Here is a 13,866-nt window from a genome sequence, read left to right as displayed (position 1 = left end):
ACGCGTGTTCCCGTCGTCCGAGCGGAGCGAGGACGGAACTGGCAGGCGCTGTGCCAATGAGAGTGACTGCGCGCCACCCGAGTCAGCTTGCGCGCCTATCCGCGAGGTTATTCGAGGTGGACACTTAGGCGGATAAGCTGCTTTCTTTGCTTACTTTCTTTGCAGCAGCAAAGAAAGTGAGTCCCGCCCCGGACAGGGGCATCGCTAATAAACGCACACGAAAGCAAGTTTCCAAGAAGCACACGCAGACAAAAACACCTTCACCCCCCCGCACGCGCGGCAATAATCGCGCGAATCCTCGTAGCCATGGACTCGAGCGTGAACGGCTTGGTAATCATCTCCATGCCGGAATCGAGAAACCCGTTACTGCGCGTGGCGGCTTCGGCGTAACCCGTCATAAAGAGCACCTTCAACCCCGGCCGCGTAGAGCGCGCGGCATCGGCAAGCTGCCGCCCGTTCAACCCCGGCAACCCGACATCGGTCACGAGCAAATCGATATGCGCGGGCGAATTGAGCACCGCCAACCCAGAAGGTCCATCGACCGCGGCCATCACCTCATAATCGAGATCGCGCAAAATCTCACAGACAAGCTCCCGCACCGCAGGATCGTCCTCCACGACGAGAATCGCGCGCCGCTCGGCGGCCCGATGCGCATCGGTAAGCTCGGCGGCGGTTTCCTCCGTCCGCACCCCGCCCTGATAGCGCGGCAAATACAGCCGAACCGTCGTGCCGACATCGATCACACTGTCGATCGTCGCGATGCCGCCGGACTGCCGCGCGAACCCGTAAGCCATCGACAACCCCAGCCCCGTGCCCTGCCCGAGCGGCTTGGTCGTGTAGAACGGATCGAAGGCGCGCGCCATCACGTCGGCGGGCATCCCCGCGCCGGTGTCCGACACCGACACCACTACGTAAGCGCCCGGCGCGACATCCGGATGCCGCGCCGCGAATGCCGCGCCGAGTTCCACGTTGCCGGTTTCGAGGATCAGGCGGCCGCCGTCGGGCATCGCGTCGCGCGCGTTGATGGCGAAATTCAGGAGCGCGTTCTCGAGCTGATTGGCATCGCAACGGGTGAGCCAGAGTTGCGGGTTACGGATCACCTTGACGTCGATCGCCTCGCCCATCGTGCGGCGCAAGAGGTCGTCGATGGAACTCAGAAGCTCGTCGGCGTTGACGGGCTTGGGGTCGAGCGGCTGGCGGCGCGAAAACGCCAGCAGCCGGTGGGTGAGCGACGCCGCCCGATTTGCCGCACCCATCGCCATGCCGATAAACCGGTCGAGTTCGTCGATCCGGCCAAGCTGCACGAAGCGGCGAACCAGTTCGAGCGGCCCGGTAATGCCTTGCAGCAGATTGTTGAAATCGTGCGCGATCCCGCCGGTCAGTTGCCCGAGCGCTTCCATCTTCTGCGCCTGCCGAAGCGCTTCCTCGGTTTGCCGAAGCGCGTGCTCCGTGTCCTTCTCGCTCGTGATATCGCGACCGTTGCCATACATCGCGTCGCCTTCGGGCGAAACGACCCACGACACCCATCGATACGTCCCGTCGCGATGAACGATCCGGTTTTCAAAGCGCGCATGACCGGAATCGACCGCTGCGTCGAGCGCGGCGCGCGTGAGCGTTTGATCGTCCGGATGCACGATTTCCGCGATCGACCGGCCAACGAGTTCTTCCTCGCGAAAGCCCAGAATGGATGTCCACGCGGGATTCACGGCGCGCAACATGCCGTCCTCGCTCGCGACGATAAAAAGATCGCGCGAATTGCGCCACAGGCTGTCGCGTTCGCGCGTGCGCGCCTCGACCTCGGCCGCGAGCGAATCGTTCAGGCGCAGCAACTGCGATTCGCTGACGCGCAAACGCGCCTCGACGCGCTTGTATTCGGTGATGTCGTAAGAGACGCCGAGATACCGCACGCCCGCCTCGCCGCTCTCGACCGCCTCGCCGCGCCGGCCCATCCAGCGCTCTTCGCCGGTGTCCGGGCGACGGATCCGATATTCGAGATAGTCGAGCGCATCGGCGGGAATTTCCTTGCCCGTGTTCAGCACGATGAGGCGATCGTCGGGATGCACGAACGCGCTCAGTTCCGCGATATCGAACTCTGCTTGCGGCGCGAGTCCCCACTGAGCGCAAAACTCCGCCGAGACCGCCACGCGTCCGCGCTCGGGAAAAATTTCGAACGTACCGATCCGCCCCGCCTGCTGCGCGATCCGCAGCCCTTCCTCGCTTTTGCGCAGCGCGAGATCGCTCGTATAGCGCTCGATGGCGAGTGCCGTGACGCTCGCGACAAACGCGATCTCTTCGAGATTCGCGTCGGACGGGCTTTTCACGATCGGATAATAGTTGGCGAACGTGCCGAGCACGCGGCCGTCCGCTGCGCGGATCGGCCAGGACCAGCAGGCGCGCAGGCCGTGGTCGAGCGCAAGATCGCGATACGACACCCAAAGCGGATCGTGTTCGATATCGCTCACGATCACCGGCTCGCCGCTGTAGGCCGCCGCACCGCAGGAACCGGTCACGGGTCCGAATTCGAGGCCGTCGATCGCGCGGTTATAGCTTTCCGGCAGGCTCGGCGCGGCGCCGTGGGCGAACCGCTTGCCGCTTGCATCGACGAGCAGCACGGACGCGAACATCGGCTCGGCCGACAGCGCTTCGACCCGGCGAATGACGTGTTCGAGCACTTCCACGAGCGGCATGCCCGCCACGACACGGCCGAGCACGGCTCTCTCGAATTCGAGCTGGCCCAATGTGGAGAAGAGTAGAGGACGCGGCATGTCGGCAGAGGTGCGGCACGGCCCGAAGCGGCAATGCGGCCATCTTAGCATTCGGTATGTCGTACCTGACTATCGACATAATTGACACAATTAGCTGGCCGCCGCCGCTTACGCGTGCGAGATTTAGCTTCTCTAAGCGACTCGCGTCCGGGACGGTCATGGCAGTGGAATCCCCTTGCATCAACATCTGCAAATTCGACGACAAAACGGGCCTGTGCATCGGTTGCCTGCGCACGAAGGACGAGTGCCGGCAGTGGAAAAAGCTGAAGGACAAGCAGCGCAGGCGGATTATCGACGAGCGGCCGAAACGCAAGGCAAAGCTCAAAAAGCACGGAAAACGTTGAGAGAACGGATGGTCCAAGAAAAATAGCGCCGGTTCTGCTATGTTCTGGGCCATGCAAAATGTCATCGAAATATCCCGGCTATCGAAGCGCTACGGGTCTGGCTTCCAGGCGCTGAACAACATCAACCTGACGATCCGCCGAGGCGAGATTTTCGCGCTGCTCGGGCCGAACGGCGCGGGCAAGACGACGCTGATCAGCACGATCTGCGGCATCGTGAATCCGAGCGAAGGCACGGTCACGGTGAACGGTCACGATATCCAGACCGACTATCGCGCGGCCCGCGCGATGATCGGCCTCGTGCCGCAGGAACTGACGACCGACGCGTTCGAGTCCGTCTGGGCGACCGTTTCGTTCAGCCGCGGCCTGTTCGGCAAGCCGCCGAATCCGGCGCATATCGAGCAGGTGTTGCGGTCGCTTTCGCTGTGGGACAAGAAGGACAACAAGCTCGTGACGCTGTCCGGCGGGATGAAGCGCCGTGTGCTGATCGCGAAGGCGTTGTCGCACGAACCCGAAATTCTCTTTCTCGACGAGCCGACCGCCGGCGTGGACGTCGAATTGCGCCGCGATATGTGGAATCTCGTGCGCGGCCTGAAGGATCGCGGCGTGACCGTCATTCTGACGACCCATTACATCGACGAAGCCGAGGAAATGGCGGACCGGATTGGCGTGATTAATCGCGGCGAGATTATCCTGGTAGAAGATAAAGCGGAATTGATGCGCAAGCTCGGCCAGAAAAAACTGACGCTGCAACTGGAAGGCGAAATCGCGCAGGTGCCGGCCGGACTCGCGGCTTATGGGCTGGCGTTATCGGCGGATGGCTGCGAGCTGACTTATACCTACGACGCGCACGACGAGCCCGGGCGGATTATCGCGTTACTCAAGGATCTGGCCGATAGCGGCGTGATCTTCAAGGATCTTCAGACGACGCAAAGCTCGCTCGAAGATATTTTCGTGAGTCTGGTGGGTAGGAAAAAATGAATAGCCGCGCAATCCAGTCAATCTACAAATTCGAAATGGCGCGCACCTGGCGCACCATCATGGGCAGCATTATCTCGCCGGTTATTTCGACCTCGCTTTATTTCGTCGTGTTCGGCGCGGCAATCGGTTCGCGCATTCCGGAAGTGAACGGCGTGAGTTATGGCGCGTTCATTGTGCCGGGGCTCGTCATGCTGTCGCTGTTGACGCAGAGCGTGTCGAACGCTTCATTCGGCATTTACTTTCCAAAGTTCACCGGGACGATTTACGAATTACTGTCGGCGCCCGTGTCTTACCTGGAAATCGTGATCGGCTATGTCGGTGCGGCTGCGAGCAAGTCGATTATTCTCGGCCTCATCATTCTGATTACCGCGCGGCTTTTCGTGCCGTTGCGCGTCGATCATCCGCTCGTGATGGTGCTGTTTCTGTTGCTCACCTCGGTCACGTTCAGTCTGCTCGGTTTCATTATCGGCATCTGGGCGGACGGCTTCGAAAAGCTGCAAATCATTCCGCTGCTGATTATCACGCCGCTCACGTTTCTCGGCGGCAGCTTCTATTCCATCGAGATATTGCCGCCCTTCTGGAAAGCCGTCGCGCTATTCAATCCGGTCGTTTATCTGATCAGCGGATTTCGCTGGAGTTTCTATGGTGTATCGGATGTCAGCGTTGGAATCAGTGTCGCGATGACCTTCGTTTTTCTCGCGATATTCGCAGGCATCGTCGCGTGGATTTTCAAAACCGGCTACAAGCTCAAGGCTTGATCTTATCGACGCCTTCGTAAGCCGTCGCGCCCGCCGCGTGGCGGCCCGCGATGTAGCCGAACGTCATCGCCGGGCCGAGGTTGATACCGCCCGACGGGTAGAAGCCGCCCATCACGCTCGCCATGTCGGTGCCCACCGCGTAGAGGCCGGCGATGGGCTTGTCGTCGCGGTCGAGCGCCTGCGCGGAACCGTTCGTCGTGAGTCCGGCGAAGGTCCCGAAGCTGCCGGGCAGCACTTTGACGGCGTAGAACGGGCCGTGTTCGATGGGCGCGACGCACGGGTTCGGGCCGCCGTGCGATACGTCGCCGCCTCGGCGGTTATAGGACGTCGAGCCGCGGCCGAACTGCGGATCCTCGCCGCGCCGGGCGTGTTCGTTGAAAATCCGGACGGTGTTCGACAATGCGTCCGATGCGATGCCGCACCGTTTCGCCAACGCCTCGACCGTCGCGCCGCGCTGCAGGTAGCCGCGTCGGATGAATGAGCCGACCGGAACCGGAAACGGGCGCGCGTAGCCGAGCCCGTAGCGGCGCAAGAACCGGTGATCGCAAATCAGCCACGACGCCACTTCCTCGCCTTCCGGCACGGCCGCGACCATCGCCGCCGTGTAATCGTAATAACCACCGGCTTCGTTCACGAAGCGCTTGCCGTCGGCGAGCACGCCGATCACGCCCGGCTTCGCGCGGTCGATGATGTGCGGAAAATGTCCGACGCTGCCGTCCCGATGCGTCACCTTCGACACCGGCGCCCACGCTGCGGGCGACGCAACGTTCGTGACGAGGCAGCCGCCCGCCGATTCGCCGAGACCGATGCCGTCGCCGGAACAGCTTTCGGGCGGCAGCGCGAGATGCTCGCGTCCGGTCGGCGTGCGCGGGAACAACGCGCGGCGCCGGGCGATATCGTTGGGAAAACCGCCTGCCGCGAGCACGACGCCTCTCGCCGCGTGAATCGCGATCTCGCCTTGCGTCGTCGCGACGACCGCGCCGCGCACGGCGTCGCCGTCGCCGTCGAGAATCAGCCGCTTCGCGGGCGCGGAGTCGATCAGCGTCACGCCAAGGTTTTCCGCCGATTTCGCGAGCCGCGCAATCAGCGCGACGCCGTTGACGAGTTGCATCGCGCGGCCGTATCGGGCGAGGTCGAACAAGTGCCGTGCGAAGCGCCGCGTCACGTGAGCAAAAGATTTGAGCGAGCGCGTCATGCTGAGAAACGCCGCGAGATCCGCGCCCGCCATGATCGGCATGCCCATGAACGACGTCTCGCGCATGGTTTTGCGCAGGCGCTCGATGAGCGGCCCGAGTTCGCGCCCGTCATATGGCGCGGCGATCACCTGATGACCCTGCGTCGCCGCGCCTTCGACGCTGCCGTGAACATCCGGAATCGCATTTCCATCGACGAATTGCAGCGCCGTGTGTTCCTCGAAGAACGAAATCATGTGCGGGCAGTTGTCGAGAAACGCGTCGACGCGCGCCGGATCGTAGCGTTCGCCGAGTTCATTTTTCAGGTAAGTGCGCGGCTGCTGCGGGTCTTCATCGATCCCGGCGCGCTTCGCGAGCGGATTGCCCGGCACCCACATCCAGCCGCCCGACCACGCGCTGGCGCCGCCGAAAACGGCGTCCTTCTCCACGACGATTACCTTGAGGCCATGCCAGGCCGCCGTCACGGCGGCGGCCAAGCCGGACGCGCCCGAACCGATGACGAGCAGATCGCAATTCAATTCCGTTGGCGTATTCATGGTTACCGTCGATGCTTTCTACGTGGTCGCTGAGCAAATTTGAACAGCGCTCAAAGTTGGAATACTATTCCACATGTGAAGATCACGTGTCAATCCGCGCTGCTTTTGGACACTATGCGTCCCCGCGCTTGCATGTACCGGAGCGTCAAGGAGAAAGCGGGACAGGTTTTTTGGTACGTGGCGAAGGCCCGTTTCCCGCTGTGTGGAAAACGGCCATCGCGCCAGGAAGCGGATGAGACGAGGCGATTAGGACTAGAAACGCAGCTTGAGTTGCAGCGCCATCGTGAATGGCAGATCGCTCGACGGGATCGGCGGAATGAGGATGATATTCGCGCCGACGCGGCCGTACTCGGCCATGATGATCGGCGCGATGACGGGACCGACCGTGTGGTTGTGGCCGATTCCCCAGCCGCCGTAGTCGTAGCCGGAGATCAGCCCGCCCATCGCCGCGAGCCGCACGACACCCCAATGTGCAAATTCGGGCGCCCAGACGCCGCCGCCGTAAAACGACGGTTTCGACAGCGAGTTACGGAAATATCCGCCGGTCAGCGCCCATTCGGAATTGATCCAGCATTCCACGCCGATACCTGGATTGAATTGCTCGAAATCTTTTTTCGGGTGGAAGTGGTGCGAACCGATCATCGCATCGACCCAGACGCCATTGCTGCACCAGTCGGCCGCGCGCGCGTTTGTGCTTATCGATAATGCGGCGAATGCCGCGGTAAACAAACAGAGTGCGCGAGATACATGGCTCCGGGCCGGCGTTGATAGCATGGACTTTCCGTCGCCGCCGGGCGCGGCAACGCCTTTTCAATATAGGATTCGACCGGAACTCTACATTAATAGGATGGCGATCGTGTGGAAGTCGCGCTCGGAGCAACGGCCCTGAGCTATTTCGAGAAAAATCACCGGATCTGCACGATGAGTTTGAGTTTGTCGAAGAAACTTCGTTTATCGACGATCTTGACGGCGATGGCCGTTTCTATGGCGGCTGCGCTTTCAGCATGCACGCCGTTTCAAGTCGTCACGCACACGGTATCGGCCGACGAATCCAGTGTGGCGCCCGGCCGATATCGACTCGATCCGCATCACTGGAACGTGAGCTTCGATGTCGATCATTTTCACTATTCACGCTTTGTCGTGCGTTTCGAAAAGGCGAGCGCGCAGCTCGACTGGCGGCCTGGCGGACTGGTGAAAAGCAGCGTTGCGGTGGAAATCGACGCGTCGAGCGTGAACACCAACGTGCCATTGCTCGACCGGTTGGTGAAGGGCGCGGATATGTTCGATGTCGCGCGATATCCGGTGATCCGCTTTACCAGCACGCGCGTGGAGCGCACCGGCGAGAACAAGGGCAGACTGACCGGCGATCTGACGATTCGCGGCGCGACTCACCCCGTCACGCTCGATATGACCTTCAACGGTCACTCAAAAGACCCGCTGACCAAACAGGAAACGCTCGGTTTTTCCGCCGACGGTCATTTCAGCCGCGCGTTGTTCGGCTTGTCAACGTGGTATCCGGCCGTCGGCGACGACGTGCATGTCGCGATTCAGGCCGAATTTTCGCCAGATACGAATGAAGGCGCGGCGGCGGCGCCTTAGACTGTTGTCCAGTCGAGGACGACCTTTCCACTGTTACCCGACAGCATGGTGGCAAAGGCCTGTTCGAAGTCGTCGACGGGAAACGTGTGCGTGAGAATGGGCGAAAGATCGAGGCCGCTTTGCAGCATCGCGACCATCTTGTACCAGGTTTCGAACATCTCCCGGCCGTAGATTCCCTTGATTTCCAGACCCTTGAAAATCACCTGGTTCCAGTCGATCGCAGTCTGCGCGGGTGGAATGCCGAGCAATGCCACTTTGCCTCCGTGGTTCATCGCTTCGAGCAGGCTGGTGAAGGCGCTCGGCACGCCGGACATTTCCAGGCCGACGTCGAATCCTTCTGTCATGCCGAGTTCCGCCATGACGTCGCGCAGCGATTCGCTGGCGACATTCACGGCGCGCGTCGCGCCCATCTTGAGCGCAAGTTCCAGGCGATAAGCGTTCACATCGGTAATCACGACGTTGCGAGCGCCGACATGCCGCGCAATCGCGACCGCCATCACGCCGATCGGCCCCGCGCCCGTAATCAGCACGTCTTCACCGACGAGATTGAACGACAACGCAGTATGCGTGGCGTTGCCGAAAGGATCGAAGATCGCAGCGAGATCATCGGAAATGTCTGCGGGAATCTTGAACGCGTTGAAAGCGGGGATCACGAGGTATTCCGCGAATGCGCCTTCCCGATTCACGCCGACGCCAATGGTATTGCGGCAAAGGTGACGCCGTCCCGCGCGACAATTTCGACAGAACCCGCAGGTAATGTGGCCTTCGCCGGACACGCGGTCGCCAATCTCGAAGCCGCGCACTTCCTGCCCCATCTCGACAATCTCGCCGACATATTCATGGCCGACATGCATTGGCACTGGAATCGTTTTCTGCGCCCAGTCGTCCCATTTCCAGATGTGGATATCCGTTCCACAAATCGCCGTTTTCCGGATACGGATCAGGACGTCGTTGTGGCCGACTTCCGGACGCTTGACCTGCGTCATCGTAAGGCCCGGCGCGCGTTCGAGTTTTGCGAGTGCTTTCATTTTTGGTCTTCCTGACGATGCTGTCTGAGTTCGGCGTTTGGATTTGGCCTTTGCCCGCTCGGGGCGCCGAACTTTATGCGCATCAAGTTTTGGGCAGTGCAGGTGTCGCGTTGCGCTGTAACCTGCCGTCGGTAATCAGCCGCCTTGCGAGATCACGCCGAGCGCGCGACCGACACGCGCGAACGCATCGATAGCACGGTCCACCTGCTCGGGCGTGTGCGCCGCGCTCATCTGCGTGCGGATGCGCGCGCGGCCTTTCGGCACGACCGGATAGGAGAACCCAATCACGTAGACGCCTTCTTGCAGAAGTGCGTCGGCCATCTTCGATGCGAGTTGCGCGTCGCCCAACATCACCGGGATGATCGGATGCTCACCCGGCACGAGCGTAAAGCCGAGTGCGGTCATCGCCGATCGAAACCGGGCGCCGTTTTCACTGACCCGCTTTCGCAGCGCCGCGCCTTCGTCGCTCGCAAGTAGTTCGATCACGCCGAGCGACGCCGCCGCGATGCTCGGCGCCAACGTATTCGAGAACAGATACGGACGACTGCGTTGCCGCAACAATTCGACAATTTCCTTGTGCGCTGCGACGTAACCGCCGGAAGCGCCGCCGAGCGCCTTTCCCAGTGTTCCGGTGAAGATATCGACCCGATCCGCCACGCCGCAATGCTCTGGCGTTCCGCGTCCGTTTGCGCCGACAAAACCAACCGCGTGGGAATCGTCGACCATGACCAGCGCACCATAGCGATCCGCAAGATCGCAGATGCCCGTGAGGTTGGCGATGATTCCGTCCATCGAAAATACGCCGTCGGTGGCGATCATCTTGAAGCGCGCCCCTGCGGCGTCCGCCTCCTGCAAACGCGCTTCGAGGTCCGCGAGGTCGTTGTTCCGATAGCGAAAGCGCTTTGCCTTGCAAAGCCGCACGCCGTCGATGATGCTGGCGTGATTGAGTTCATCGCTGATGATTGCGTCTTCATCGCCAAGCAACGTCTCAAAAAGGCCGCCGTTGGCGTCGAAGCAACTCGAATACAGAATGGCATCGTCGGTCTGAAGAAAATCGGCGAGCGCCTTTTCAAGTGTCTTGTGTACGCTCTGCGTGCCGCAGATAAATCGCACCGAGGCCATTCCGAAACCGTCGCGTTCAAGGCCGCGCTTCGCCGCATCGATCAGCCGTGCGTCGTCAGCCAGCCCAAGATAGTTGTTCGCGCAAAAGTTAAGGACTTCGGCGCCGCCCGCCAGCGTAATTGCCGACGATTGCGGACTTGCGATCACACGTTCCGCCTTGTAGAACCCCGCCGCACGAATTTCGTCGATCGTCGTCTGGACATGGCTCAAGTATTTTTGCTTCATCGGCGTCTCGGGTTGGTCATGGCGATGCCGGCACGCATCGGTCCTGTTATAGTCGATCGATCAGAATGGACAAGTTCGATATTTCGAACGCATTTCCAATATGCCGAACAATGTAAAGGATTGAAGCGCCGATGGCAAGCACGAGCACGAGGGAGAATACGAGCGCACAGACTGTTTCGACAGTCGCAGCGCCGCCGCGCGTCGGCGAACAGATTCAGCGACTTCGCAATGAGCGAAAGCTGACGCTCGACGATTTATCGCGAGCAGCGGGCGTTTCGAAGTCGATGTTGTCGGAAATCGAGCGCGACAAGGCGAATCCGACCATCGCTGTTGCATGGCGCTTGACGAATGCGCTCGGCATTAGCCTGGACCAGCTTTTTGCGCAGCAAAAGGAAGTCGACACTATTCGCATCGTCGGTCCTCACGACATTCCGACACTAAATGGCGCCGATGGCGCGTATCAACTGCGCGTTTGGGGACCCATAGATCTGGCGGGGAAATTCGAGTGGTACGAACTCACGCTGACGCCGGGACGGTCGCTCGTTTCTAACGCCCACGAGCCGGGCACGCGCGAGCATTTGACTGTGCTTCAAGGCTCAATCGAGATCGACGCATCGGGAACCAGCAAGCGCGTAAAGATCGCGGAAACCGCGCGTTATTCAGCCGATGAACCCCACGCTATTCGGAATGTCGGGCGTGGCGAGGCTAAAGCCTTACTCGTGGTCGTTCACGTTTGATTTCAAACGCCGTCGCGCGAGTGGCGCGAGTGGCGCGGGCTGCGGGGGCTGCGGGGGCTGCGGGGGCTGCGGGGGCTGCGGGGCTGCGGGATGCGGGGTTGCGGGGCTGCGGGGCTGAAACTTGATGCGCATAAAGTTTCCCTCGACCCGCCGGACGGTTCTTCGTCGATACACCCAAAAAAGCGGGACGCACGCGTCCCGCTTCGAACCTTACGCAACTGCTTCGTGCGCTTTCGTTCCGATGCTGCCTTGAAAATCACGGTTTCTTCAGGGAATCCTTTACGTCTTCACGCGCATCCCCAACGCCCTTTCGGACTTTCCCAGCTGCCTGCTGTAAATCGCCCTTGATTTCCTGCTTCTTGTCACCGGTCACCTTTCCGACCACTTCGTTGACCTTGCCCTTCGCCTGCTCGACCAGACCATCCGTTTGATCCTTATTCATCTTTCGTTCTCCTTGTAGTTGATTAGCTTACGCGCTGGGGCCGTTACGAACGCCGAGCGCGCCCTCCGTACGGGATAACAATGCGCGCTTCCCGCTCGCCGGCCTAGGCGTGCGCGTCTGATTAACCCGTAGGCGGAATCGCACAGACACAGAGTTTCGGCGGCGCGACGCTAAATGAACGTTGCGACAAGTACTGTATGTTTGTACAGTATACGGCGACGGCTTGAGGGGACGACGATGGACAAATTAGACGAGCAACTCAGCAAGAAAGAATTTGCCCGCGCGGTGCGGGACCTGGAACGCATCACGCGCGCGGTATCGGCACGGTATATCGTGCAGGGCGTGCCGCTCACGTGGCGCCTTCTGCACGCAATCGAGGCGGAGGCGGTCGCTGATCTCGGTTTCGCCGGGCGGCACGAGCCGACTTTACGCGAGCTTTTCGCGCGACCGGGCGAATTCCAATACCCGGAAACGGATGATGTCGTCGATTTCAGTGCGACGAACGCGTTGCCGGCCGTATTTGCATTTGCCGTCGATGCTTACGAGCGGGCAGCGCAACAGGGGCGACCGGCCCTCGCCGTCGCCGTCGCGCATTGATCGTTTGCGGCATAGCAGCGCGCGCTTGCCGCGCGGCGGCATGCCGCAAACCGCCATGGCGCGCGCCGACTAAGTCGTGAAATCGGCGGCCATGTCGGCGTCGGTTCGCGCTTCGAGGCGACCGTTTCGGCAGGCAACCCGAAACGCGTCGAAATCGCGTTCCACCTGGTCCGCATAGGCGCTGCCATAGCGCATCAACGTTTCGGCCATGCGCGAGCCGCTGCCGATATATCCGGAAATTTCAGGCGCGCGACCGCTCGCTTTTGCGTGTGCCCGTGCGAGAACCCAGCCGCACAAAGCCGCGTACTCGCGAAAAGCTCCCGCGTTGAAGAGTTCGAGTTCGGCGGAGATTTTCATGTCGCGAAGTTGGCGGATGTACATCGGACGCCCGAGCGGGCCGGTCGCCCATCCCAGAAACGGATCGGTCGCCGCCTGCATCAAGCGCTGGCCGGTCACGACGCGCCGTCCGTCGTGAAGCTCGGAAGCGTTCGCGCCGGCGTCGTCGAAAAACATCGACACCACCGACGCCGCCGATTCCTTCAGTTGCAGGAAAAGCGGTTTCCCGATCGGGTCGGTCATCAGGAAAACGAGGCAACGCGTACCGACGCTTCCCACGCCGACCACCTTGAAGGCCACGTCTTTCAGCGCGAATTGGGAGAGCAATTCGGCGCGGTCGGCGGTGATCGTCGTCATGTATTCACGCAAGACTGGCGCGAGAAGCTCTTCGCGCGTACCGGTGAGTTTCATCCAGTCTTCGTCCGGGCCGAAGAGCGTACTGTCGCCGTGAATGTGAAACACGCCGGGCGGCGCGTCCCGAATGCGCCATTCGCCCGGCTCGTTTTCCTCCGCCAGTTTCGGCAACACGCTTTCGTGCGTGCGCCGCGACGCGCGGGCGATTCCGCGCTTGACGCGTCGCCGCGCATCGTCCGTGCTTACCGTCTCGTACAGGCGGTCGAACGTAATCCGCTCGTACCAGAGTTCGAGCGCGCCCATCTCCGCATATTCGTCAATGCGCGTCTGATAGCTCTGCGCCACGAGGAACGCGAATTCGTCGGCGGCCGCGTTGCCGTGTCCGAGCGTGCGACCGGCGACGGTAAAACTCGCGACCAACCGCTTCAGATCCCACTCCCACGGTCCTAGCGCAGTTTCGTCGAAATCGTTGAGATCGAAAATCAGCGCGCGTTCGGGCGTCGCGAATCCGCCGAAATTGGACAAGTGGCAGTCGCCGCAAATTTGGAGATGGATACCGCTATCGGGCGTGCCGGCCAGATCGTGCGCCTGCACGATCGCGCTGCCACGGAAGAATGTGAATGGGGAAACGAGCATGCGCCCGTATCGCAAGGGGACGAGCGCGCCGACGCGCCCGGCGCTGCTTCTCTGCAACAAATCGACGGCATCGCGATCGACGTTTCCGACCGTCTCGTGACTTCCCCGAGGTACCGCGCTGCGAGCCGCCCGTCCGCGTGCCCGACGTTCCTGGATCAACGGCAACGATGCCATATTGCTGCTCCTTTCTTTTACTTGTGTGTAGGACGGCAAGGC

At 61.2% G+C, this 13,866-nt stretch carries 13 protein-coding genes; 6 read left to right on the top strand and 7 right to left on the bottom strand.

Annotated elements, in window-relative coordinates:
* Positions 1-260: 260 nt before the first annotated feature.
* Complete coding sequence (locus tag AC3D25_RS24670) at positions 261-2,765, bottom strand: PAS domain-containing protein (RefSeq protein WP_488891112.1); 2,505 nt, start codon at positions 2,763-2,765, stop codon at positions 261-263.
* Positions 2,766-2,923: 158 nt separating this feature from the next.
* Between AC3D25_RS24670 and AC3D25_RS24665 the strand changes: the two genes are divergently transcribed.
* Genes AC3D25_RS24665 through AC3D25_RS24655 form a run of 3 tightly spaced genes read left to right on the top strand, consistent with a single transcriptional unit; the run spans position 2,924 to position 4,845 of the window.
* Positions 2,924-3,109 (top strand): DUF1289 domain-containing protein, encoded by a 186-nt coding sequence (locus tag AC3D25_RS24665; protein ID WP_488892145.1) that lies wholly within the window; start codon positions 2,924-2,926, stop codon positions 3,107-3,109.
* A 51-nt stretch (positions 3,110-3,160) separates the two neighbouring features.
* Positions 3,161-4,087 carry an ABC transporter ATP-binding protein gene (locus AC3D25_RS24660; protein WP_488891111.1) on the top strand — a complete coding sequence of 309 codons (927 nt, stop codon included), beginning with the start codon at positions 3,161-3,163 and terminating at the stop codon, positions 4,085-4,087.
* Positions 4,084-4,845 carry an ABC transporter permease gene (locus tag AC3D25_RS24655; RefSeq protein WP_488891110.1) on the top strand — a complete coding sequence of 254 codons (762 nt, stop codon included), beginning with the start codon at positions 4,084-4,086 and terminating at the stop codon, positions 4,843-4,845. The genes AC3D25_RS24660 and AC3D25_RS24655 overlap by 4 nt, the downstream gene beginning before the upstream one ends.
* Here the strand turns inward: AC3D25_RS24655 and AC3D25_RS24650 are convergent.
* A complete protein-coding gene (locus AC3D25_RS24650) occupies positions 4,835-6,574 on the bottom strand; it encodes an FAD-dependent oxidoreductase (protein WP_488891109.1) in 1,740 nt (579 codons plus the stop codon). The two genes, AC3D25_RS24655 and AC3D25_RS24650, sit on opposite strands and share 11 nt — an antisense overlap.
* Positions 6,575-6,826: 252 nt before the next feature.
* Positions 6,827-7,348, bottom strand: coding sequence for a hypothetical protein (locus AC3D25_RS24645; RefSeq protein WP_488891108.1), 522 nt, complete (start codon positions 7,346-7,348; stop codon positions 6,827-6,829).
* 198 nt (positions 7,349-7,546) lie between these two features.
* On the opposite strand from AC3D25_RS24645, the gene AC3D25_RS24640 reads away from it, so the two are divergent.
* The gene (locus AC3D25_RS24640; protein ID WP_488892144.1) at positions 7,547-8,173 is read left to right on the top strand and encodes a YceI family protein; all 627 of its coding nucleotides are present in this window, start codon (positions 7,547-7,549) and stop codon (positions 8,171-8,173) included.
* On the opposite strand, the gene tdh is transcribed toward AC3D25_RS24640, so the two are convergent.
* Both tdh and AC3D25_RS24630 read right to left on the bottom strand, forming a co-directional pair.
* Positions 8,170-9,201, bottom strand: coding sequence for an L-threonine 3-dehydrogenase (gene tdh, locus AC3D25_RS24635; RefSeq protein WP_488891107.1), 1,032 nt, complete (start codon positions 9,199-9,201; stop codon positions 8,170-8,172). The two genes, AC3D25_RS24640 and tdh, sit on opposite strands and share 4 nt — an antisense overlap.
* 135 nt (positions 9,202-9,336) lie before the next feature.
* Positions 9,337-10,548, bottom strand: a complete 1,212-nt coding sequence (locus tag AC3D25_RS24630) for a glycine C-acetyltransferase (protein WP_488891106.1) — start codon at positions 10,546-10,548, stop codon at positions 9,337-9,339.
* A 131-nt stretch (positions 10,549-10,679) separates the two neighbouring features.
* On the opposite strand from AC3D25_RS24630, the gene AC3D25_RS24625 reads away from it, so the two are divergent.
* The gene (locus AC3D25_RS24625; protein ID WP_488891105.1) at positions 10,680-11,285 is read left to right on the top strand and encodes a helix-turn-helix domain-containing protein; all 606 of its coding nucleotides are present in this window, start codon (positions 10,680-10,682) and stop codon (positions 11,283-11,285) included.
* 256 nt (positions 11,286-11,541) lie between these two features.
* On the opposite strand, the gene AC3D25_RS24620 is transcribed toward AC3D25_RS24625, so the two are convergent.
* Complete coding sequence (locus tag AC3D25_RS24620) at positions 11,542-11,727, bottom strand: CsbD family protein (RefSeq protein WP_488891104.1); 186 nt, start codon at positions 11,725-11,727, stop codon at positions 11,542-11,544.
* A 237-nt stretch (positions 11,728-11,964) separates the two neighbouring features.
* Here AC3D25_RS24620 and AC3D25_RS24615 point away from each other — a divergent pair, with 237 nt between their 5' ends.
* Positions 11,965-12,324: a DUF2471 family protein gene (locus AC3D25_RS24615; RefSeq protein WP_488891103.1), complete on the top strand. Its 360-nt coding sequence runs from the start codon at positions 11,965-11,967 to the stop codon at positions 12,322-12,324.
* Between the two features lie 69 nt (positions 12,325-12,393).
* Here the strand turns inward: AC3D25_RS24615 and AC3D25_RS24610 are convergent, their stop codons facing one another.
* Complete coding sequence (locus AC3D25_RS24610) at positions 12,394-13,824, bottom strand: DUF2252 domain-containing protein (RefSeq protein WP_488891102.1); 1,431 nt, start codon at positions 13,822-13,824, stop codon at positions 12,394-12,396.
* Between the last annotated feature and the right edge of the window lie 42 nt (positions 13,825-13,866).

It is taken from the genome of Caballeronia sp. SL1002, assembly GCF_057814995.1.
The sequence above is the reverse complement of the archived record's forward strand: the minus strand, read 5'-3'. Positions and strand labels throughout refer to the sequence as shown.